The organism is Rhizobium sp. AC44/96 (assembly GCF_001692185.1).
GTDB lineage: Bacteria > Pseudomonadota > Alphaproteobacteria > Rhizobiales > Rhizobiaceae > Rhizobium.
The window spans coordinates 220,342-242,685 of the sequence record NZ_LXKO01000041.1; the positions used below are offsets into that span (position 1 = coordinate 220,342).

Genomic DNA, 22,344 nt, shown 5'->3' on the forward strand with positions numbered 1-22,344 from the left:
ATCACCCCAGTAAGCTAGTGTCCTGCTTGTGGACAAGAAGCATGCTCGACGTGTTGCCGAGAATGCGGTCGTTCGAGATCATGAGCTGCGCGGAATGAGCATCCCTGAGATGGCGTCCGACGCTGAACGGCGTACCGTTCTTGTATCCCATGATCCCGCAGATCAGCATGGCATGATTGATGATCTCGAGAATTGTTTCCGAAGACGCGATCTTCACGTTGTTCATCGCGACGGCGAAGCCCATCGATGACAGCTTGTCGACGTCGACCTTGGCGTCCTCATAGGCCTTCAATCCGGCGACGACATTCGACCGCACCATCTGAAGCAGGTTGGAGACTTCCGCCAATCGAAGTGCGCCGGGTGGCGTCACGCCTGGCGATTTGCGCGCAGCGGCCCTGACAAAAGCCTGAGCTCTTGCAACAGCATCAACGGCAATGCCGTACCAGACACTGCTCCAGAGAAGATGCGAGGATGCCAGCATGGATTGCGCAGCAATCTCCGCGAAGGGCTTCGGCAGGATTTGTTCGGCAGGCGCTTCGCCCTTGAACAGAAACCCGTCTGAACAGGTTCCCCGCATGCCGAGTGTGTTCCACGCATGCGTTTTCTCGAGCGTATATTGTGTGCTGAGAAAAACCGTCAGAACCTGATCGGACGGTGCAGCGTCAGGATGTGCCCGCGATGTAATCATGATTGCGTCGGCATGGGATCCGTAGGAGATGACCGTCGCATCTTTCTCGAGACGGCAGATCGGTCCATCCACGACAATCGCGCAAATGCTGTTTCTGAGGTTCCCGCCGATGCCGCCTTCGGTCGTGGCCGAGCCGATAAGCAGCTGTTCACCGGCAACACGTCGCATGAAGTCGCGGTGCCAGTCGCTGGCGCCACCATGCTCGACGAGGCTGCACAGCTTGATATGGTGCATGGCAAAGACCATGGCGGCGGCCGCGCAGGACTGACCAAGCAACGAGCATAGCTCGGCGATCTGCGCAATGGTCGCGCCTTCGCCGCCAAACTCGGATGGAACCTGAATGCCGAGTAGCTTCTCGGCCTTCATCGCATCGACAGCCTCCTGAGGGAACCGCCCCTCAAAATCAACGGCGTCTGCGCACTTCGCCGCGATCGCGGCAACGCGAGCCACCCTGGCAGTCAGACTTTCTTCCGTGATTTTGACAGGGAAGTTCATTTAGGCAACTTTCCGGCTGTCCTTGATCTGATCGATGGTCTTGGCAATCGCCGAGACGCTGGCAAAAGACTTGCGATTGAGAAGGTTATCGGGAAATTCGATGTCGAAGGCCTCTTCGATCGCCAGCATCAGCTGAACGGACGCGAAGGACGTCAGGCCGGCGCCGTAAAGATCGGCATCATCCGCCACCTGATCAACCGGGATCGGGAGCTTTCCGAATTTGACCAAGAGTTCGCGGATTGTCGTATTCATTCTATAACATCTCCAAGATGATCATATCCCGAGGGCGAGCACGCCTCTTGCAATACAATATCCCTAATCTTGAAAACCCAAGATTCCCCTAAATGACGTAGTTAAAGTACGTTAATAACAACGAATATAAATTTAACAAAAACGAAACATTTCAGAAAAAATATAGCAATAGCAATTGCTTATGTGGAATTTGCCGACAGCCGCACTTCTGGCGTGTGGAAAATTGTCCAAGATTAGTACGCCTTCTAGCACCCTTTCGCGTTATTCGGCGGGCGGATACCGATGTTCGCCACCGCGGTAGTCGGAAACCAGATGGGACTCTTCGTCGACCTTGCGCATTGCCCGCTCGCCGATATCCGCCTTGCCGTAGCCGCCTGGTATATCAAGAATATAAGTCGGCTGGCACAGGCCGGAAATGCGGCCCCGCAACGCGGAAACGATCTTCTGCCCCTCCTCGATCGTCAGCCGGAAATGGCTAGTTCCGGGCGCGAGGTCGGGATGATGAAGATAATACGGCTTAATACGCGTCTCGACAAAGGCTTTCATCAAATCCGCAAGTATAGCCGGATCATCATTTATCCCTTTAAGCAATACAGACTGGCTCAACATGACAATGCCTGCGTCCACCAAGCGTGCGCATGCGCTGCGGGCTTCCGCACTGAGCTCGCGTGGGTGATTGGCGTGCAATGCCACGTAAACGGTCTTTCCGCTCGCCTTCAGCGCATCGATCAGCGCAGCATCCACTTTGTGGGGATCCACGACCGGAACGCGTGTGTGGAACCGAACGATCTTGACGTGTTCGATCGATGCCAGCTCGCCAAGGATTTCCTTGAGGCGGCGCGGCGACAGAACCAGCGGATCACCACCCGTGAGAATGACTTCCCATATCTCGCTATGTTCCCGGATATAATCGAACGCAGCTTTCATGGCGTTGCTATCGAGCGTTCCCAAACCCTGCGGCCCCACCATCTCGCGGCGAAAACAGAAACGGCAGTAGACGGGGCAAACATGAACGGCCTTCAGCAGTACCCGGTCCGGATACCGGTGAACGATACCTTTGACCGGGCTGTGCGCATGATCGCCGATCGGGTCGGCCCGCTCCTCGGCAGTCACCACGAGTTCGGCCGCATCCGGCACGAACTGGCGAGCGATCGGATCGGCAGGATCGTCGCGGTTGATCAGCTTCACCACGTCAGCCGTCAGCGCAATGGCATAGCGCGCCGCGACCTCACTCAATGCGGCCCGATCGCGTTCCGCAATCAGTCCGGCATCGCCCAGATCTTCAACGCTCTTGATCGGCCTGACAATATTCACCGCCCGTACTCCGCCACCGGCGCCCACAACACCTGATCGATCCGGGAGGCACCGGTCGCGAGCATCACCAACCGATCGAAGCCCAAGGCTATACCGCTTGCCTCCGGCATGATTGAAAGGGCGTCCAGAAAATCCTCATCGATCGGATAGGTCTCACCGTAGATACGCGCCTTCTCCGCCATTTCAATCTCGAAACGGCGGCGTTGCTCGACGGGATTTGTCAATTCACCAAAGCCATTTGCGAGCTCCACGCCGCAGGCATAAACCTCGAAGCGCTCGGCCACACGAGGATCGCGTGCCGATGGTCGCGCCAGCGCCGCCTCGCAAACCGGATATTCGTCAAGAATGGTGACTTGGCCAAAACCGAGATGTGGCTCCACCTTTTCGACAAGGACGCGGCTGAATAGGTCGGCCCAGCCATCGTCATCAGCCACACGCATGCCCACATGATGGACCTCCGCTGCGAGATGGTCGCGGTCGGTCGATCCATCGGCGCAGACTGAGGCCAGTAGGTCGATGTTCGCGTGTTGTCTGAAAGCGTCCGCCACGCTGATCCGTTCCGGACCATTGAACGGATCGCACTCTTTGCCTCTATAGTTAAGCTTGGCGGTCTTCGTCGTCTCTGCCGCCAGCGCAAGGATCCGCACGCAGTCCATCATCAGGCTCTCGTAGCTTTCACCGGCACGATACCATTCAAGCATCGTGAATTCCGGATGATGCAGCGGCCCTCGTTCGCGATTGCGATAGACATGCGCAAAGCACGCGATGCGCTCTTCACCGGCAGCAAGCAACTTCTTGCAGGCGAACTCAGGCGAGGTGTGCAAATAGAACGGCGCCGCCTGGCCGTCCGTCGTTAATGCCTGCGTGGCAAAGGCGTGCAGGTGCGCTTCATTACCGGGAGACACCTGAAGCGTGGCCGTGTCCACCTCCATAAAATCCTCGCGCGCAAAATAGCCACGCAACGCCGCCTGAATTGCATTTCTGCCAAGCAGGAATGGTCGGCGATCGGCATGAACGCTTGGCGTCCACCACGGAGATGCTTTGGCGATTGAGGGTTTCATACGATTGGATCTCAGCCGGATGGACCAACGCGAGGGCTGGCTATTTGCCGGATTTTAGGTTAGTTGCGCCCCCAAAGAACAATCAATTGCGTCTTCGGGGCCATACGAACAGTCCTCTACGACGCCAAAAGCCGAGTTACAAGGAAGTCTTATGGTCAAGGTTATCGCCTCTTCTGTCCGCAAGGGCAACGTTCTTGATGTGGACGGCAAGCTCTACGTCGTCCTGACGGCGCAGAACTTTCACCCCGGCAAGGGCACGCCGGTCACCCAGGTCGACATGCGCCGCATCGTCGATGGCGTGAAGGTTTCCGAACGCTGGCGCACCACCGAACAGGTCGAGCGTGCCTTCGTCGAGGACGTCAATCACCAGTTCCTTTATGAAGATGGCGAAGGCTTCCACTTCATGAACCCGGAGAGCTATGATCAGGTCGTCGTCGACGTCGACACCATGGGCGACCAGAAGGCCTACCTCCAGGAAGGCATGACCTGCATTCTCTCCATGCATGAAGGCATCGCGCTGGCGCTCGAACTGCCGCGTCACGTTACCCTCGAGATCACCGAGACGGAACCGGTCGTCAAGGGTCAGACGGCCTCGTCCTCCTACAAGCCGGCCATGCTGTCGAACGGCATCCGCACCTTGGTACCGCCGCACATCAACGCCGGTACGCGCGTCGTTATCGCAACGGAAGACAATTCCTACGTCGAACGCGCCAAGGACTGATTTTCGTCAGATCGCAATTCAAGAAAAAGCCGCGTTATCTCTAACGAGGCTTTTTCTATGTGCAGTCCACCAAACAAAAAAGCGCCAGCAAATGCCAGCGCTTTTCTTATTCTCAGGCAGCGCGCGGCAACCGGGAGGTAACCGCGCGGCTCAGCTTAGTAATAGTTGCGCGGGCAACGTGCCTCGTAACGACGACCGTATCTGTCGCGGTATACGCAGTAGCCCCGGTTTTCAGTCGAGCGGCCGATCAAGGCGCCAACGAGACCACCAGCTACGGCGCCAACGGCAGCACCACCCCAGCTGTGGCTGATCGCGCCACCAATGATGGCACCGCTACCGGCGCCAATCGCCGTACCCTGCTCGGTCGGTGTGCAAGCTGCAAGTGCGCCGACCAATGCGCCAATGAGAACGATTTTCTTCATCATGACATAGATCTCCCAGGTTTTTTTGGGCGCCTAAATGCGTCCCATCAGCAGAAGAATAACAATAATTACAAGAACTAGCCCCAAACCACCGGAAGGTCCATAGCCCCATGCGCGGCTGTAACCCCAATTTGGTAGAGCGCCGATCAAAAGCAGAATAAGGATAATGAGAAGTATGGTTCCGAGCATGTTTCGTAGCCTCAGCGAATTTCGAGTTTCAATGAACATGAAACACGCTTGTCACATTTTTGTTCCCGACCACCGTCTGCGCATCAAGCGATATCCGGGCGCGGCTAATTCTTAACGGCGACTAGCCGAATTGTGCGGGAGGGACAACTTTTCCACCTAATCATATGGTTAAAAAACAATTTAAATACAATATGTTGCCGTGAACAAATGCCGAAAACGCGAAAGTCGCTGATTCGTCGTCCGTTTGTTCCGTTTTTGATCAAGACGTTAATCGCGGCGTGAAAAACACCGCTCGCTTGCCAGTCACATCAGTAAAACCCAGCCGTAGCTGAATCAGCATTGACATGGCTTGGTAGCGTTCGAACACCCGCAATGCGAGAATCTTGAGATTCAGCATCTTGTGGAAAAAGTGATTCAAAATCAATACTTAGCCGTGAACAAACACTGAATCATCTGGAGTCATCGATTCGTCGCTGATTCGTTCTCAAGCTGTTCCGAATCGGAATACGCGCATTCTGCAAGCTATTCGCGCATCCATTCAGGACATCAAATTCAAAATCGACCCTTGCGTTTGGGTGGCTGGCTGTCCATGTGTGGTGTGCTTCAGAGAGGAGCTGAACGACCCTCGGGACATCCCGCTTACCTTCAGGACCAAGAAACTGACATCGCAGCCCATGATATTGTCCGGGCGCGGCGTGACCGCGGTGCTCGGACCCACCAATACCGGCAAGACGCATTATGCCATTGAACGCATGGTCGCCCATGGTACCGGCGTCATCGGCCTGCCGCTGCGGCTGCTGGCTCGCGAGGTCTATACGCGTGTCGTTGAAAAGGTAGGCGTTCAGAACGTCGCCTTGGTGACGGGCGAGGAAAAGATATCGCCCCCCAATGCACGATTTTCCGTCTGCACCGTCGAGGCCATGCCGCGCGAGACGAAAGCGGCCTTCGTTGCCATCGATGAAGTGCAGCTGGCGGGTGATCTGGAACGCGGCCATATCTTCACGGACCGCATTCTCCATCTGCGCGGCCGTGACGAGACGTTGCTGCTTGGCGCTGGCACCATGCGCCCCATCCTCCAGCAACTCCTCCCTGGCATCACCGTTGTCGAGCGGCCCCGCCTCTCGCACTTATTCTACGCCGGCCAGAAGAAAATCACGCGCCTGCCCCAGCGTTCGGCCATCGTCGCCTTTTCCGCTGACGAGGTCTATGCGATCGCCGAGCTTATTCGGCGCCAGCGCGGCGGTGCGGCAGTTGTTCTCGGCGCGCTCAGCCCGCGAACGCGCAACGCTCAGGTCGCCCTCTACCAGGCGGGTGACGTCGAATATCTCGTTGCGACCGATGCCATCGGCATGGGCCTCAATCTCGACGTCGATCACGTGGCCTTCGCGCAGGACCGTAAATTCGATGGCTACCAGTTCCGCAATCTCAACCCAGCCGAGCTTGGCCAGATCGCGGGCCGCGCCGGGCGCCATGTGCGTGACGGTACCTTTGGCGTCACCGGACAGGTCGAGCCTTTCGACGACGAGGTCGTCAACCGCATCGAGTCTCACCAGTTCGACAACGTCAAGGTGCTGCAGTGGCGGACGAAAGACCTCGACTTCGCCTCGATCCAGAGATTGCGGACCAGCCTTGAGACCGCGCCACGCGTATCAGGGCTGACGCGCGCGCTTCCGTCCGTGGATCAGCAGGCATTGGAGCAGCTGTCGCGCTATCCCGAAATCACCGACCTTGCCACCACGCCCGAACGCGTGGAAAAGTTGTGGGAAGCCTGCGCCCTACCCGACTATCGTCGTATTACACCGGCACAACATGCCGATCTTATATCCACCCTCTTTTCGGATCTTGTGCGCTATGGCACGGTAAACGAGAACTTCCTTGCCGAGCAGGTGCATCGCGCTGATCGAACAGACGGTGAAATTGACACGCTTTCGGCGCGAATCGCGCAGATAAGAACGTGGACCTATGTGTCGAATCGGCCTGGTTGGCTTGCTGATCCGACACACTGGCAGGAAAAGACGCGGGAAATCGAAGATCGATTGTCCGATGCGTTACATGAAAGGTTGACGAAACGCTTTGTTGATCGCAGGACATCTGTGCTCATGAAGCGCCTGAGAGAGAATGCGATGCTGGAAGCAGAAATCAGTGTAAATGGCGATGTCTTCGTTGAAGGACATCATGTGGGACAATTGTCGGGATTCCGGTTCACGCCTGTTTCGGGAGCGGATGGACCAGACGCCAAGGCAGTTCAGACTGCTTCGCAAAAGGCGCTTGCTCTTGAATTCGAGGCGCGCGCCGCGCGTCTGCATGCGGCTGGCAATGGCGATCTGGCAATCAGCTCGGATGGCTTGATCCGCTGGCTCGGCGACCCTGTTGCGCGCCTGGCGGGCAGCGATCACATCATGCGACCGCGCGTTCTGCTGCTTGCCGACGAGCAGCTGACGGGCAATGCTCGTGATCACGTGGCTGCTCGCATCGAGCGCTTTGTGAACCATCACATCAGCACGGCTCTGAAGCCGCTCGACGATCTTTCGCGTGCCGAGGATCTGCAGGGCCTCGCAAAGGGTCTCGCCTTCCAGCTGGTTGAGAATCTCGGCGTTCTGTTCCGTCGCGACGTTACAGAAGAAGTGAAGTCGCTGGATCAGGATGCGCGCGCATCGATGCGCCGCTATGGCGTTCGTTTTGGCGCCTACCACATCTTCGTTCCTGCGCTGCTGAAGCCGGCACCGGCCGAGCTCATCACCCTCCTCTGGGCGCTGAAGAACGACGGTCTCGACAAGCCGGGCTACGGCGACCTCATTCCGGTTCTGGCCGCCGGCCGCACCTCGGTTGTCACCGACCCTGGTTTTGAACGCACCTTCTACAAGCTTGCCGGCTTCCGCTTCCTCGGAAAGCGTGCGGTGAGAATCGATATCCTCGAGCGTTTGGCCGACATCATTCGTCCGCTGCTGCAGTGGAAGCCCGGTCAACCCAACCGTCCGGAAGGCGCCTACGACGGCCGGCGGTTTACGACGACGACGGCGATGCTCTCCATTCTCGGTGCGACGCTCGACGACATGGAAGAAATCCTGAAGGGACTTGGCTACCGCGCTGACGCCGTCAAGGCCGAGGAAGCAGCTGCCTATCTCTCCACCCAGAATGCTTCGTCCACGCCACCGTCCGATAGTGCGACGGAAGAGACGGCTGACAAGGCTGATCACGACGATGCGGACAGCTCAGCGGAAGAACCCGCCGCGGAAGCCAGTGCAACGGAGGCTGTTGCCACGCAACAAGACGCCGCGGAGGCAACCGACGCTGCCGAGACCGAAGAACCGAAGCCTGTTCTCCTTTGGCGCCTCGGTGGTCGCAACGACAATCAACGCCAGCCGCGCAATCACGGCGAGCGTCGTGGTGGTCAGGGTCAAGAACGCGCCCAGGGCCAGCGTCGCCAAGGTGGCGAGGGCCGAGAAGGCGGTGAAAACCGTGACGGCAACCGCCAGCACCGCGGCAAGGACGGCGGAAAGCCGCAAGGACGCGGTGATCGCAACGAACAGCGCGGCGATCGCCAGGACCGTGGCGACCGCAAGGACAGAAACAACAATCGCGGCGGCCCGCAGCCGCTGCGCTTCGAGGCAAAGCCGCCACGCAAGGAAAAGCCGATTGATCCGGATTCTCCTTTCGCCAAGCTCGCTGCCTTGAAGGAGCAGATGAAGAAGTAACCAATGAGCGGAGAAAGACAGCCATCCGGCGATTCGCGGCAGCGCATCGACAAGTGGCTGTTTTTCACGCGCATGGTGAAATCGCGCTCGCTGGCGCAAAGCCACATCCAGGCGGGCCACGTGCGCATCAATGGCGACCGCGTCGCCCAGCCCAGCCATATGATAAAGACCGGCGACAAGGTGGAAATCGCGCTTGAACGGCGCGATCTCGTCCTTGTGGTCAAGGCGGCGGGAGATCGGCGCGGCCCCTACGAAGAGGCCAGACTCCTATATGAGGATCTGACGCCACCTCCGGACGAGACGAAACGGCTTTCCCTCTACGAGCAGGCAACGCGTGCGATTGGCGCCGGAAGGCCGACGAAAAAAGAGCGCAGAGCAATCGACAGGCTAATGTCTGACGACGATTAGAAAACTGTCTCTCAACGGCCCCGTTTTGCGATCGGTTTATTCTTGAAATCCGCCATCAGAACCGATACTTCACATTCGACTTGCCGGATTACGTGAGGCTTCGCACAGTTGTCCACGCCCCAGTCCGGCCAGGGGAAAGGCGCGACGTTCCAGGTTGCCCGCCCCACTGCGTGGAAATCCTGGAGTTCTTCATGACCTATGTCGTGACCGACAACTGCATTCGCTGCAAATACACGGACTGCGTCGAAGTGTGCCCAGTAGACTGCTTCTACGAAGGCGAAAACTTCCTTGTCATTCATCCTGACGAGTGCATCGATTGCGGCGTCTGCGAGCCCGAATGTCCCGCCGAGGCGATCAAGCCGGATACGGAGCCGGGCCTCGACAAGTGGCTGAAGATCAATGCCGAGTTCGCAAGCATCTGGCCAAACATCACCGTCAAGAAGGACGCGATGCCGGAGGCCAAGGAGCTGGACGGCGAGACCGGAAAGTTCGAAAAGTACTTCTCGGAAAAGCCCGGCGCAGGCGACTGATCGACCGGCAAAACCCGCCGATCAAAAAAGTGCGGGATGCGTCCACTGATGCACAGGAAATTGCTTGAATCATATGGGTGACATGTGTTGCCTGCATGACTCAGGCTCAGTAAATTATTGATTTCCTCATATTTTTGTGGTAGCTTTACAACACTGATCCATTTGCGGCATTTTGCGTGCCCAAAACCACCACGAAAGCAAAACAAATCCACACGCGGTTTCCGTGACATATCAACGCCTTGAGCTGTGAGGTCCCGAAATCGTGCGCGTGATTGTGTTTGTTTCCGTTCGGTCGGAACAGAAGCAAAGTCACCCGACGGGTTGCACCGTCTAACCCGGGCCTGACTGACCCGGCTCCGGCCGCCGCCGGAAGCGTAACAGGGAGTTTTTGAATAGAATGACGACCCAGCAGAAAAAGCCTTCTTCCGCACGTCACGGCTTCAAGACCGGTGAATCGATCGTGTACCCCGCACATGGCGTCGGTACCATCACCGCCATCGAAGAGCAAGAAGTTGCAGGCATGAAGCTCGAACTTTTCGTTATCGATTTCGAGAAGGACAAAATGCGCCTGAAGGTGCCGGTCGCGAAGGCCATGAGCATCGGTATGCGCAAGCTCTCTGAAACCGATTTTGTTGATCGGGCACTGAAGGTTGTGCAGGGCAAGGCGCGCGTAAAGCGTACGATGTGGTCCCGTCGCGCTCAGGAATATGACGCCAAGATCAATTCCGGCGACCTTATCTCTATCGCTGAAGTCGTGCGCGACCTCTACCGTGCCGAAAACCAGCCGGAACAGTCCTATTCCGAACGTCAGCTTTACGAAGCTGCGCTTGACCGTATGGCTCGCGAGATCGCTGCCGTCAACAAGATGTCGGAAACTGAAGCCGTTCGCCTCGTTGAGACCAACCTGAACAAGGGTCCCAAGCGCGGCAAGGCGATTGAAGAAGACGAATCTCAGGACGAAGCTGCCTAAACAGCGGCCCGCTTCCCCTATCAAAAACCCGGCCTTCGAGCCGGGTTTTTTTTGGAACTTTTTCCAGCCTCGCGCGTTATCGAATTGCTGTTGCGAATGTCTGCGGGGCTATCACCCTGACCGAACGTTCGCTTTTGGGTCTACGTTCGATGAGGAGTGGATTATGCGTTCCACAATTTGCCAGATCGGCAACGTGACAAGACTGATCTCTCTTCGCCGGATTTCCGACGCATAACGTTAAAGTAGGGCCTCCTGCTGAAACGTCCAGAGTTCGGGGCCTTCATATCTTCAAGCCAAGATTTTGATCTGGGTGCAACGCCCGGAATTGAACATTGTTTGCCCCGTCGAGGGCCCAAGCGTAAGTTCAGGAGATCGATATGAAGAACATGTCTGCAGACCGGCGCATGATCAAAATTGCCATGGCGGCGCCCTATCTTGCCCGAGAAGAAGAACATGACCTGGCTGTCCGCTGGAAGCACAACGAGGATCGCGGCGCGCGCAACCAGATCGCAATGGCGCACATGCGCCTGGTTATCTCGATGGCAGCGAAGTTCCGCAATTTCGGACTCCCGATGAGTGACCTCGTGCAGGAAGGCTATGTCGGCCTGCTCGAAGCAGCCGCGCGCTTCGAACCCGAACGTGACGTTCGCTTTTCGACCTACGCCAGCTGGTGGATCCGCGCGTCTATACAGGATTATATCCTTCGCAACTGGTCCATCGTTCGCGGCGGAACGAGCTCAGCGCAAAAGGCGCTCTTCTTCAATTTGCGGCGCCTGCGCGCGAAGCTCGCAAAAGGCGATACACAGCTGACGCTGCAATCCATCCATCAGGAGATCGCCGGTGCCCTCGGCGTAAGCCTTGCGGACGTTCAGACCATGGATGCCCGGCTTTCAAGCAACGACGCTTCGCTCCAGGCGCCCTCGGTCTCTGGTGACGCGGATAGCGCCGAGAAGATGGACTTCCTCGTCAGCGACGAGCCACTCCCGGACGAGCAGGTCACAAACATGATCGACGGCGAACGTCGTCGCGTGTGGCTCGCATCGGCCCTGACACGCCTGAATGAGCGCGAGATGAAGATCATCAGTGCCCGCCGTCTGGCGGAAGACGGCGCCACGCTGGAAGAACTCGGTGCCGATCTCGGCATCTCCAAGGAACGCGTTCGGCAAATCGAGAGCCGGGCTATGGAAAAGCTTCGGTCGGCGCTCGTGAGTGCCGATCCCTATATGGCCGCATCGGTCTGACAGAATTACTCCCCCAGTGATGCAACTGGCCCGGCGCAAGCCGGGCCTTCTTTTATTCCGAGATGATTTTCACGCGATCGCCGACAGCCACCGACGCGCCAGTCGGAAGGGCATTGATGAGCTTGAAGAGATCGAGCTTGCGATCCGTACCCATCATCCGCGAAGCGAGCGTGGTGATGTTCTCGCCCGGGCGGACGGTGACGACGCGAATCCGCAACGGCTTCAGCGACGCCGCTTCTTCGGGCGTCATGCGCCGGAAGCTTGCTCTCAGCACATCGGCCGTCTGCTGCAGGCTCGGACTGCCCTTCGGCACCGCAGTCAGGAAGCGGAAGATCTGCGATTTGTTGCGAATGACCGTAACGTCGAAGTCCCAGCGATCGGCGCTAGCCCGGGCGGTAGCGGCTTCCATGCCGTTGACCGTGATCTGCTGGATCGTCGAAGGGTCAAGGCCGGTCACCCAACCACTCGAGATATAGTTGGTCAGCGACTGGTTCTCGTTGTCAGCAACGCCATCGAAACGGATCGCAACATCGTTAGGCCCCGTTGCCATGACCGCTTCGACCTTGTTGTCGATCTTGAAGTCGGGCGGCACGTCGAAGCGAATGCCAAGACCGCCATGCAGGAAGGTCTGGCCGCGGACATAGCCTTCCTCGGGGCTGTCGCCATAGAGAAGCCCGTCGATTCCATCGAGATAATAGTCGCGTCCGGTGTCCCCGACCTTGCCTTCCTGGCCAAAGGCGCGGGCATGGTCACGCGCGAGCTCGATACGCTGGGCGGAGTTCGGATGGCTCGACAGGAAGTCGAGGCTCTGGTCGGCATCCGGATCGACAGACATGAAGCGGCTATATCCCGCCATAGCGTCAAGGAAGCGCGCGGCCGCGTAAGGGTCATAGCCAGCCTCGCCGAGCATCCGCACACCGATGACATCAGCCTGTAGTTCCTGCTGCCGTGAGAAGGCCGCAAGACGCAGCTTGCCGCGTGCCAGCGCCTGTTTGCCGGCAATATCGCTCGACAGAACTTCAGCGACAACACGGCTGGCGATGACCTCAGCTTCTTCCCGCTTCTGTCGCTCAATGCCGTGATTGGCGGTGACGTGGCCCATCTCGTGCGACAGAACCGCCGCCACTTCCGAGGCATCGTTGGCGAGCGCCAGCAGGCCACGGGTCACATAGAGATAGCCGCCAGGCAGGGCGAAGGCGTTGATAGCCGGGGAATTCAAGATCGTGATGCGGTAGGATTGGCTGGGATTTTCGGACACCGCAGTCAGCGCGCCGGCGATGCGCGCAACCAGACGCTCGGTCTTCGCATCCTTGTATTCGCCGCCATAGCTTGCGACGATACGGGGATGTTCGCGAGCGCCCATGGCAGCGCGCGGATCGTTCTTCTGCACCTCGTCGACGATCTGCGGATTTGAGGACGGGCCGACGCTCGGTTGATAGGATTGTTCCAAAGCGGACTGGCAGCCGTACAGCGCGACGCTTGCAAAAGAGACAAGCGACAGCCTTCGTGCCCAACGGCACGTTGCAAAGAACACATCACTGGAGGTCGCGGGCCATTTCGACGTCGTCATGCTGTGCAGGCGGGCTCTCCAAGTCATCGTTCTTGTCGGTCGGCTCCTAGCGAACCGGCCGTCTTCATCAAGGGTCAACAGGCGTCCGTCCCCGCTTCTGCAGTGCACAATCGAGGACGTAAGTCTTTGCTGTAACTGATTTCCGCATCGGTTGCATAGCGAGACTCTGCTTAAATGTAGCGCCGTTGTATTTTAGCAAGCGTAACGTGGTTAAGGAGTTGCTTGGGTCGCTTGAAATTATGGCGAAAGTGCCGTTGCACAGTCCAGATTCGTCAGTTGTCGAGAAATTGACGCAAACCTGGATGCCCCTCATGGCTCAGAAACGAGCCAATCGGGGCCGCCACTGCGATGCGGCCACGATCGATGAAGACTGCATAGTCTGCAATGCGACGAACCTCGTCGGGATCATGCGAGACGATGATCACCGTATTCGCCGTTTCCTTGTGCATGTCGAGAAGCAGTGCAGCCATCTCGTTGCGCAAGCCGGGATCGAGCGCTGCAAACGGTTCGTCAAGCAGGAGCACAGGTCGCTTTCGCACAAGCGCGCGGGCGAAGGCCACGCGCTGGCGCTCTCCACCCGATAGCGTTGCCGGCATGCGCCCCTCAAAACCGGCAAGTCCGACTTTCGCAAGCGCTGCCGTGATCGACAGCCGATCGGACTGAGAGAGTTTCATCCCGGGATCAACGCCCAGCCCAACATTGGTGAAGACATCGAGATGAGCAAAAAGATTGTTGTCCTGAAAGACCAATGAAACAGGCCGCTTCGCCGGATGCTCTCGGGTGACATTCATCCCCGCGATGAAGATGCCTCCCTGCGCCGGCACGTCGAAGCCGGCCAATAAATTGAGAAAGGTCGATTTTCCAGCCCCCGAGGCGCCAGTCACCGCGATCACGGCCGCGGCTGGAAGTTTGCAATCGAAAAGGAAATCATGCCCGCCAAGCGTCAGCGAGACATTCTGCATTTCAACCCCGTCACCCATGCAAGGCGACCTCCCGTCGCGGCGGTTGCTTCATCGTGCCGGCGATCGTCAGCAGCAGGCATATAATGCCGAGGATCAGCGCCAATCCATCCGCATCATTCGTTCGATAACTACCCATCCTGCTATAGACCAGCCACGGCAACGTCACGAAACTATCCGAGCCAAACAGGGCGACGGCGCCCAGATCACCAAGCGACAGCGCCATCGCGAACGACAAGGCCGTGAGGATAGGCTTACGCAGCGCGGGCCAATCGACGAGGCGAAGGCGGGAAAAGCCGGAAATGCCAAGGCTCGCGCTCAACCTCTGCGTCCGCCTCTGATGAATGGCATAGGAGGGCTCAAGAACCCGCATGACGAACGGCAAGGCCATCAGAGCGTTGATCGCGACTACGAGAACAGGGGCACAGGTGGTGGCATCGCCGAAAGCACGCAGAGCCATGAACCAACCGGTAGCAAGAACGATCGGCGGAACAAGAAGAACCAGCGATGAAGCGCCACCCATCGCTGCAAAAAAAGAGCGAAAAACACGTTCCTGCATGCCTGCCGAGGCGATCGTGTGGCGTGCGCGCACGAGGGCGCAAGCAAGAGTCAGCGATACCAGGGCGGCGGAAACCGACATCGCGGCGCTCGTTGCAACCGAGCGCCAAAAGATCGGCTCAGCCAGAAGCTTCACCAGATCGGCACGCAAACCGGCCACGATCACCGACACAAGCGGCAGCCCCAGGAATAGCGTAGCGAGGAGAACCGAACCACCATCGGCCAGTCGTGCGCCAGGCGATACCCCGTCCGGGCGTTTGATCGTCTTGCCGGTCGTCAGTCCCTCGTCGCCGGTTGCAGGAAGGAGCGACAATGCCCCAAGCACGACAACGGTCAATGCGATCTGCAACAATGAAAGCGCAACCGCCTTCGGCGGATCGAAATCGAACCGGAGAGACTGATAGATCGCGACTTCTATGGTCGTTGCGGCCGGTCCGCCGCCGAGCGTCAGTACCAGGGTGAAACTGGTGGCACACAGCATGAAAATGAGACCGGCGACGCCTGGAATGACCGAGCGCAGGACCGGCCATTCGACAAACCGGAAAATCGAACCCCGCCGCATGCCGAGGCTGCTCGCCATCAGCCAATACTCTCCTGGCACGCGCTCGAGCGCAGCCAGCATGAGCCGGGCGGCCAGCGGCAGATTGAAGAATACGTGGGCGAGCAGGATGCCGGACAAGCCGTAGATGCTAATCGGCTCCGCAAGGCCAATCTCGGTGAGGATCAAGTTCAAGACACCCTGCCGACCCCAGATGCCGATCAGACCCAGCGCACCGATCAGGACAGGCAAGCCCATCGGCACCGCGAGAAGGCGAATGACCCAGATCCGGCCGGGAAAGCGCGGCTGACGCGCCAACGCTTGCGCTAGCGGAATGGCGAAGACGATCGACAGAGCGGTCGACAGAACCGCCTGCACCAATGTGAAGCGAACAACTCTCAGAACATAGGGATCGAACAGCACCTCGGATATTGCCAATGGGCCGCTCGCCGCCAGCAGGGCCAATGTCGCCAGACTGACGAAGAAAACGATAGCGGCGAGGCTCAACACCCCGCCGGTCATCGCCCACCGCTTCTCAGCCGTGGTTTGCAGCATCAGTTCATGCTCATGGCGGCCAGCCACTCGTCGATCCAGGCCTTGCGGTTCTTCGCCACTTCGTCCGAGCTCATGAGGAAGGTCTTCGACGGGTTGACCAGCTTGCCGAAGGCATCCGGTAGCGGCTGAGACGTCGCGGACACTGGCATCATCCAGTTGTTGGTCGGGATCGTATCCTGAAAGCCGGGCGTTACCATGAACTTCAGAAAATCATGGGCAAGGTCCTTCTCCGGCGCGTTCTTCATCAGGCCGGCAACCTCAATCTGAATGTAGTGCCCCTCGGAGAAAGCAGCAGCCTGATAGCGATCAGTGTTCTCCGCCACCATATGGTACGCCGGCGAAGTCGTATAGGACAGGACCATGGGTGCCTCACCCTTGGTGAAGAGGCTATAGGCTTCAGACCAGCCAGGCGTCACCGTGAGAACGCGGTTCTTCAACTTTTCCCAGGCTTCCGGGGCCTTGTCGCCATAGATCGACTTTACCCATAGCAGCAGACCGAGGCCCGGCGTCGACGTGCGCGGATCTTCGATCACGATTTTCTGCGACGGATCGCCTTCGACCAGATCCTTCATGCTCTGCGGCGGGTTCTTGATCGTCTGCGTGTCGTAGATCACGGCGAAATGACCATAGTCGTAAGGTACAAAGACGTCGTCCTTGTAGTCGCCGGGAACCTTGAGCGCGCTGGTATCGACACCGCTCGCATCAAACAGCCCCGTCGCCTTGGCCTCACCGACAAGATTGGTGTCCAGACCGAGCACGACGTCGGCCTTGGTGCCTGCACCCTCGAGCTTGAGGCGCGAAAGAAGGGCAACACCGTCCGCGACGCTCACGAAATTGACCGTGCAATCGCAGGTCTTTTCAAAGGCTTCCTTCACCTTGGGGCCGGGTCCCCATTCTGAGGTGAAGCTCTCATAGGTGTAGATGGTCAGCGTCTTGCCGGCCGCGCTCGCATCTGCCGCCGATACGGCAAGAAATGCTGGCAAGGCGACAAGAAGCATGCGAGTCTTGGTCATAAAATTGAACATGGCACCTCTCCTCTTGGTGTACGCACATGAAGGGGAATGGGCGGTGCCTGGTGTCACGCGTCTAATCCCTCCGCCGGTGTTAGCCGGATCAGGTTCCGCGGGTTAGCGCTTTACGCGCCTCTCAGCCGTGCGTCGGACAGACACAGGGGCACCCCGTTAGAGCGAGAAGAGATGTACCGTCGTAATGGGTTTATGACAAGAGGCGGCGTGACCCGCCTCAAGCTGATTATTCTGCCGCTTCGGCAGCGGGTTTCGGCTGCTTGACTTCACCAGCGCGCGGCAATTGAACAGGCTTCAGCATCAACGCTGCGGCAAGACCGATCAGTGCAATCACGCAGGATGTCATGAACAGCGGCGTAAACGCGCCGGCATAAGCGTCTGCAACCGCCTCGCGCGCGGCCTCCGGCAGAGCCGCCATCATCTTCGGTGTCAACTGCTCGATATCGGCAATACCGGAAATAGAAGTGCCATGCCTGCCAAGCTGCGAGGCGACGATTGCCCCGTAGATGGAAATCGCGATCGATGCGCCACCCATGCGCGAGAGTGTCACGGAGCCAGTTGCGGCGCCGACATCGCGGGCGGGAGCCGCATTTTGAACGCCGATCACCGGTACCTGCTGCGCGAGACCAACGCCCAATCCATGGAATGCCATGATCGCACCGATCACGAACACCGACGTTCCCGCATGCACCTGCGTCAGCATCGCAAATGCGAGTGCGCTACAGGCGAGACTTGCGACCGCAAAAGGCTTGTAGCGTCCCGTTGCAGCGATGATCCTTCCGGCAGACAACGAACCGCAGACGATGCCACCCGTAAGCAATACGAACAGGCCGCCGGCGCTCGACGGGGAAAGACCTGTGGTCGTTTGCAGGAAAAGAGCAAAATAGTTGACCATGCCTATACCGATCGCGCCGCTCATGATCGACATGACAAGCATCAGCCCGAAGGTCGAATTGCGAAACAGCTGCAGCGGAATGATCGGCTCGGCCGCGCGGCGCTCGACGAGAACCCACAGCACCGCACACAGGACGCCGACAGCAATGATCGAAAGGGCAGGCACCGAGACGAGGGAACCAAAGAGTTCGCTGCTATCGGCTGCAAGCACGACACTCGTGGTCGTCAGGGCAAGCAGGAGAGCACCGGCATAATCGATCTTGGGGCGGCGATGCGGCTTGCGATAGGGCAACATGAAGATAAGCCCGGCGAATACGACAACACCGATCGGCACGTTGACGAGAAATATCGAACGCCAGCCGAACAGGTCGCTCATCGCGCCGCCAAGTACCGGGCCGATCGCGCCTGATGCCATCAGCACGAGGCTGGAATAGCTCTGGTAGCGAGCGCGCTCTCGCGGCTCGAACAGATCGGCGTTCACCGCAAAGATCGACACCATGATGCCACCGCCGCCCAATCCCTGGAGAACGCGCGCGGCAATCAGCGTATTCATGGAGACGGCCAGTCCGCAGACGGCGGAGCCAACCGTGAAGATGAGGATGGCCGCCATCATCACATACTTGCGACCGAAGAGATCGCCGAGCTTGCCGTAGAGCGGCATCACGGCGCTCACTGCCAGCAGATAGGCGGAGCCCACCCAGCTGAACCGCTCGAGATGTCCGAACTCACCAACGATCGTGGGCAGCGCGGTGGCGACGATCTGGTTGTCCAGCGTGGCCATGAACATGGCCGTCATAAGGAAAAGAAAGAGCACCAGCCTGCGACGATGATCCGTCACGAGCGGCACGACGGCAGCTTGCATATCCATGAAGAAATCATTCCGATTAGAGGATGGGTGATTTTATGTGCTATCAGCATATATTTGTCAATGTCACATTGATGACGCCCGCATATTCTCATCCCCATTTGGTTCTGATATGATTTCGACATGAACGAAACCGCAGCGAAACTTGAAGACAACGACACGGTCCGGGAAGGTATTTCCTACATCGGCCAAAGCATGTCGCGCATGCGACTGATGACCGGGCGACGTCTGATCGGTCGACTGGCGATCCAGAGCATTGTTCCCGGCCTCGAACTGTCGCATCTCGACGTTCTGGAGGCCGTGCGGCGCGCCGAGCCTGATGGAGAAGTCACGGTCGGAGCGATCGCCGAAGCCATGCGCATCGATCCGTCGCGTGCCAGCCGCGTCGTCTCGGAGATGGTCGGCCGCAACATCCTGCTCCGCAAGGCCTCCCAGGCTGATGCGAGGCGGATCGTCGTCGTCATGACGCCGCTTGGCCAGCGCCTGATGTCGGAAGTCAAGGCGCAAAAGCTCTCGATCATTTCGGAGATCGTGGCGGACTGGAGCAATGATGATGTCGAAATGTTCGGAACGCTTTTCGACAGGTACATATCCGGCTTCGAAGCCGTTTTTCAGGCACGTATGAAGGATGTGGCCGAGGACGGCTAACAAGCGCCTTTCCCTTGCCCCCCGCTTTGCGCTATGGGCAATGCCATGAACCAATCCACCTTCACCATTCTGCTGGGCGGCGAGCTACGGCTGACCGATCGCCTGCAAAAGGCGGTCGCGGGAACACGCTTCATTGCGGCGGATGGCGGCATGCGCCATGCGCTCGCGCTTGGCGTCGTACCCGAGCTCTGGGTTGGCGACTTCGATTCGACGCCGACGGATCTCGATGAAGCATTCCCTGGCGTGCCTAAGCAGCCCTATCCGGCCGCAAAGGCATCGACCGACGGCGAGATCGCCGTATCGGAAGCCATCAGGCTCGGCGCCCGGCGACTTGTTCTTGCCGGTGCATTGGCCGGCGAGCGATCCGATCACGGTCTCCAGCATCTTCTCTATGCGGTCAGCCTAGCGGAAGCGGGCTTCGACGTGCTGCTGACGTCTGGCACCGAAGAAGCCGTGCCACTCATTCCCGGCGCTCTCGACCTGGATCTGCCGGAGGGATGCCTCTTTTCCGTTCCCGGCTTCAGCGAACTCACCGGGCTAAACATCGAAAATGCGCGCTATCCGCTGATGAATTTCCATTTGCCGTTCGGGTCGTCGCGCACCATTTCCAACGTCGCGGAAGGCCCTGTGCGCTTTTCGCTTGAAGGCGGCCGCGCGATCATCCTCGCTCGTCCCTACGATCTTTCCGGAGTCTGATTTTTGGCGCCCCCCATCCTTAAACTCGATGACATCTTCCTGAGCTTCGGCGGCGCGCCGCTTCTGGCAGGCGCCGCCCTGCAAGTGGAGCCCGGCGACAAGATCTGTTTGGTCGGCCGCAACGGATCGGGCAAATCGACATTGCTGAAAATTGCCGCCGGCCTCGTCGAGGCCCAGTCCGGTGAGGTTTTCCGGCACCCTGCATCAACGGTGCGCTATCTCGAGCAGGCTCCGGATTTTGCTGACTACAAGACGGTTCTGGCCTATGCCGAAGCCGGTCTCGGGCCTGGGGACGATCCGTACCGCGTGACCTATCTGCTGTCGCATCTCGGCCTGACCGGCGACGAAGACCCGAAGAACCTTTCGGGCGGCGAAGCCCGCCGCGCAGCACTCGCCCGCGTTCTCGCTCCCGAGCCGGATATCCTGCTGCTCGACGAGCCGACCAATCATCTCGACCTGCCGACGATCGAATGGCTGGAAGGCGAATTGCAGAAGAGCCGCAGCGCCCTCGTTCTGATCTCCCACGATCGTCGCTTTCTCGAAAAGGTCTCGACTGCCACTGTCTGGCTCGATCGCGGCACCTCGCGCCGACTCGACCGGGGGTTTGCGCATTTCGAAGCCTGGCGCGATCAGGTCCTCGAGGCGGAAGAGTTGGAGCAGCACAAGCTCGGCAAGGCGATCGAACGCGAAGAGCACTGGTTACGCTACGGCGTAACGGCGCGGCGCAAGCGTAACATGCGTCGCCTCGGCGAGCTGCAGACGATGCGCTCGCAATACCGCGGACACAAGGGCCCGCAGGGATCCGTACAGGCAACCATTTCCGACGCACAGGAATCCGGCAAACTCGTCATCGAGGCCGACAAGATCACCAAGACCTATGGTGACCGTCCGATCGTCACGCCGTTCTCCATCCGCGTTCACCGCGGTGATTGCATCGGCCTCGTCGGCCCGAACGGCGCCGGCAAGACGACGCTGCTGAAGATGCTGACGGGGCAGCTTGCTCCCGACACCGGCACGATCAAGCTCGGCACCAATCTTGAAATCGCAACGCTCGACCAGAAGCGCGAAGACCTGAACCTGGAAGATACGCTTGCGCACTACCTTACAGACGGGCGCGGCGAGAACCTGCTGGTCAACGGCGAACAGCGGCATGTGACCGGCTACATGAAGGAATTTCTGTTCCAGCCGGAGCAAGCCCGTACGCCGATCAAGAACCTCTCGGGTGGCGAGCGCGCCCGGCTGATGCTGGCACGCATGCTGGCGCGCCCGTCGAACCTCCTTATCCTCGACGAGCCGACCAACGATCTCGATATCGAAACGCTGGATCTGCTGCAGGAAGTGGTGGCGGGCTTTCCGGGCACCGTCATCCTCGTCAGCCACGACCGCGATTTCCTCGACCGCACCGTGACATCGACGATCGCACCAGCCGTTCCCGATGCACCGGACGGTCGCTGGATCGAATATGCCGGCGGTTATTCCGACATGCTCGTACAGCGCAAGGGTGCTGCAGACGAACGCAAGAAGGCTGAGAGGGCGGAAAAAGCGAAAGCGCAGGACACCGCCGTCGCCGAACCGGCAAAGGCCAAGGGCAAGCTCTCTTTCAAGCAAAAGTTCGCTCTCGAGAACCTGCCCAAGGAAATGGCCAAGGCCGAGGCCGAGATCGCCAAGCGCGAAGAGAAGATGGCCGACCCCAATCTCTTCACGAAGGATCCTGCCACCTTCAACCGGCTGGCCGCGGAAATGGAGAAATTCCGCGACGGCCTGACGAAAATGGAAGAGGAATGGCTTGAGCTTGAGATGCTCCGCGAGGAACTAGAGGGTTAGGCGGCGAGCTCCCAATTTCTGAGCCATATGGGGGCTGAGGCGAGCATAACTTCGGCAAGGAAGTGCCTGGCGACCTTGTCGAAACGTGTTGCCACGCGCCGAAAGTGCTTGAGTGTACAGAAGTAACGTTCGACGACATTACGTTTCTTATAGAGCACCAGATCGGCTGTGCGCTGGACCTTGCGACCGGTCGGCAAGTCGCCTGGGGCGACGGACAGTACCCGAG

20 protein-coding genes, 1 pseudogene and 1 riboswitch are annotated in these 22,344 nt (G+C 58.7%); of the genes and pseudogenes, 9 read left to right on the forward strand and 12 right to left on the reverse strand.

The features are described from left to right. Position 1: 1 nt before the first annotated feature. The 4 genes from A6U87_RS27945 to epmA form a co-directional block, all read right to left on the reverse strand. Positions 2 to 1,183 carry an acyl-CoA dehydrogenase family protein gene (locus A6U87_RS27945; RefSeq protein ID WP_065694570.1) on the reverse strand — a complete coding sequence of 394 codons (1,182 nt, stop codon included), beginning with the start codon at positions 1,181 to 1,183 and terminating at the stop codon, positions 2 to 4. After that, positions 1,184 to 1,435 (reverse strand): acyl carrier protein, encoded by a 252-nt coding sequence (locus tag A6U87_RS27950; protein WP_065694571.1) that lies wholly within the window; start codon positions 1,433 to 1,435, stop codon positions 1,184 to 1,186. A gap of 261 nt (positions 1,436 to 1,696) precedes the next feature. Beyond that, positions 1,697 to 2,749 carry a lysine-2,3-aminomutase-like protein gene (locus A6U87_RS27955; protein WP_065694572.1) on the reverse strand — a complete coding sequence of 351 codons (1,053 nt, stop codon included), beginning with the start codon at positions 2,747 to 2,749 and terminating at the stop codon, positions 1,697 to 1,699. Beyond that, positions 2,746 to 3,810, reverse strand: a complete 1,065-nt coding sequence (gene epmA / locus A6U87_RS27960) for an EF-P lysine aminoacylase EpmA (RefSeq protein WP_065694573.1) — start codon at positions 3,808 to 3,810, stop codon at positions 2,746 to 2,748. Before epmA ends, A6U87_RS27955 begins: the two co-directional genes overlap by 4 nt. A gap of 151 nt (positions 3,811 to 3,961) precedes the next feature. Between epmA and efp the strand changes: the two genes are divergently transcribed. After that, entirely contained in the window at positions 3,962 to 4,531 is a 570-nt protein-coding gene (efp, locus tag A6U87_RS27965) for an elongation factor P (protein WP_065694574.1), read from the forward strand. A 155-nt stretch (positions 4,532 to 4,686) separates the two neighbouring features. On the opposite strand, the gene A6U87_RS27970 is transcribed toward efp, so the two are convergent. Then, on the reverse strand, positions 4,687 to 4,956 hold the full coding sequence (locus A6U87_RS27970) for a YMGG-like glycine zipper-containing protein (RefSeq protein ID WP_065694575.1): 270 nt from the start codon (positions 4,954 to 4,956) through the stop codon (positions 4,687 to 4,689). Between the two features lie 30 nt (positions 4,957 to 4,986). Continuing rightward, a complete protein-coding gene (locus A6U87_RS29500; RefSeq protein WP_083199696.1) occupies positions 4,987 to 5,142 on the reverse strand; it encodes a DUF3309 family protein in 156 nt (51 codons plus the stop codon). Positions 5,143 to 5,816: 674 nt separating this feature from the next. On the opposite strand from A6U87_RS29500, the gene A6U87_RS27975 reads away from it, so the two are divergent. The 5 genes from A6U87_RS27975 to A6U87_RS27995 all read left to right on the forward strand — a co-directional run bounded on the left by A6U87_RS27975 (position 5,817) and on the right by A6U87_RS27995 (position 11,986). Then, positions 5,817 to 8,837, forward strand: a complete 3,021-nt coding sequence (locus A6U87_RS27975) for a helicase-related protein (protein WP_065694576.1) — start codon at positions 5,817 to 5,819, stop codon at positions 8,835 to 8,837. A 3-nt stretch (positions 8,838 to 8,840) separates the two neighbouring features. Continuing rightward, a complete protein-coding gene (locus A6U87_RS27980) occupies positions 8,841 to 9,245 on the forward strand; it encodes an RNA-binding S4 domain-containing protein (RefSeq protein ID WP_065694577.1) in 405 nt (134 codons plus the stop codon). Positions 9,246 to 9,436: 191 nt separating this feature from the next. Further along, positions 9,437 to 9,775 carry a ferredoxin FdxA gene (gene fdxA / locus A6U87_RS27985; protein WP_065694612.1) on the forward strand — a complete coding sequence of 113 codons (339 nt, stop codon included), beginning with the start codon at positions 9,437 to 9,439 and terminating at the stop codon, positions 9,773 to 9,775. A 397-nt stretch (positions 9,776 to 10,172) separates the two neighbouring features. Further along, complete coding sequence (locus A6U87_RS27990; protein ID WP_065694578.1) at positions 10,173 to 10,745, forward strand: CarD family transcriptional regulator; 573 nt, start codon at positions 10,173 to 10,175, stop codon at positions 10,743 to 10,745. A gap of 377 nt (positions 10,746 to 11,122) precedes the next feature. Further along, complete coding sequence (locus A6U87_RS27995; RefSeq protein ID WP_065694579.1) at positions 11,123 to 11,986, forward strand: RNA polymerase factor sigma-32; 864 nt, start codon at positions 11,123 to 11,125, stop codon at positions 11,984 to 11,986. A 52-nt stretch (positions 11,987 to 12,038) separates the two neighbouring features. Here A6U87_RS27995 and A6U87_RS28000 read toward each other — a convergent pair whose 3' ends face one another. From A6U87_RS28000 to A6U87_RS28020, 5 genes are all read right to left on the reverse strand, one after another. After that, positions 12,039 to 13,583: a M48 family metalloprotease gene (locus A6U87_RS28000; RefSeq protein WP_065694580.1), complete on the reverse strand. Its 1,545-nt coding sequence runs from the start codon at positions 13,581 to 13,583 to the stop codon at positions 12,039 to 12,041. A gap of 245 nt (positions 13,584 to 13,828) precedes the next feature. Beyond that, positions 13,829 to 14,536, reverse strand: coding sequence for an ATP-binding cassette domain-containing protein (locus tag A6U87_RS28005; RefSeq protein ID WP_065694581.1), 708 nt, complete (start codon positions 14,534 to 14,536; stop codon positions 13,829 to 13,831). After that, positions 14,529 to 16,166, reverse strand: a complete 1,638-nt coding sequence (gene thiP / locus A6U87_RS28010) for a thiamine/thiamine pyrophosphate ABC transporter permease ThiP (RefSeq protein ID WP_065694582.1) — start codon at positions 16,164 to 16,166, stop codon at positions 14,529 to 14,531. Before thiP ends, A6U87_RS28005 begins: the two co-directional genes overlap by 8 nt. After that, positions 16,166 to 17,164: a thiamine ABC transporter substrate binding subunit gene (gene thiB / locus A6U87_RS28015; RefSeq protein WP_244499582.1), complete on the reverse strand. Its 999-nt coding sequence runs from the start codon at positions 17,162 to 17,164 to the stop codon at positions 16,166 to 16,168. Before thiB ends, thiP begins: the two co-directional genes overlap by 1 nt. 75 nt (positions 17,165 to 17,239) lie before the next feature. Next, a riboswitch (TPP riboswitch) is annotated at positions 17,240 to 17,357 on the reverse strand. A gap of 60 nt (positions 17,358 to 17,417) precedes the next feature. After that, positions 17,418 to 18,953 (reverse strand): MDR family MFS transporter, encoded by a 1,536-nt coding sequence (locus A6U87_RS28020; RefSeq protein ID WP_065694584.1) that lies wholly within the window; start codon positions 18,951 to 18,953, stop codon positions 17,418 to 17,420. Between the two features lie 120 nt (positions 18,954 to 19,073). Between A6U87_RS28020 and A6U87_RS28025 the strand changes: the two genes are divergently transcribed. From A6U87_RS28025 to A6U87_RS28035, 3 genes are read left to right on the forward strand one after another with little or no spacing between them, the layout of a single operon-like run. Then, positions 19,074 to 19,598 (forward strand): MarR family winged helix-turn-helix transcriptional regulator, encoded by a 525-nt coding sequence (locus A6U87_RS28025; protein ID WP_065694585.1) that lies wholly within the window; start codon positions 19,074 to 19,076, stop codon positions 19,596 to 19,598. A gap of 45 nt (positions 19,599 to 19,643) precedes the next feature. Further along, positions 19,644 to 20,294: a thiamine diphosphokinase gene (locus A6U87_RS28030; RefSeq protein ID WP_065694613.1), complete on the forward strand. Its 651-nt coding sequence runs from the start codon at positions 19,644 to 19,646 to the stop codon at positions 20,292 to 20,294. Between the two features lie 3 nt (positions 20,295 to 20,297). Beyond that, on the forward strand, positions 20,298 to 22,118 hold the full coding sequence (locus tag A6U87_RS28035) for an ABC-F family ATP-binding cassette domain-containing protein (RefSeq protein ID WP_065694586.1): 1,821 nt from the start codon (positions 20,298 to 20,300) through the stop codon (positions 22,116 to 22,118). Here A6U87_RS28035 and A6U87_RS30010 read toward each other — a convergent pair. Next, a pseudogene (locus A6U87_RS30010) lies at positions 22,115 to 22,273 on the reverse strand (IS5/IS1182 family transposase); the annotation flags it as partial. The gene A6U87_RS28035 and the pseudogene A6U87_RS30010 sit on opposite strands and share 4 nt — an antisense overlap. Between the last annotated feature and the right edge of the window lie 71 nt (positions 22,274 to 22,344).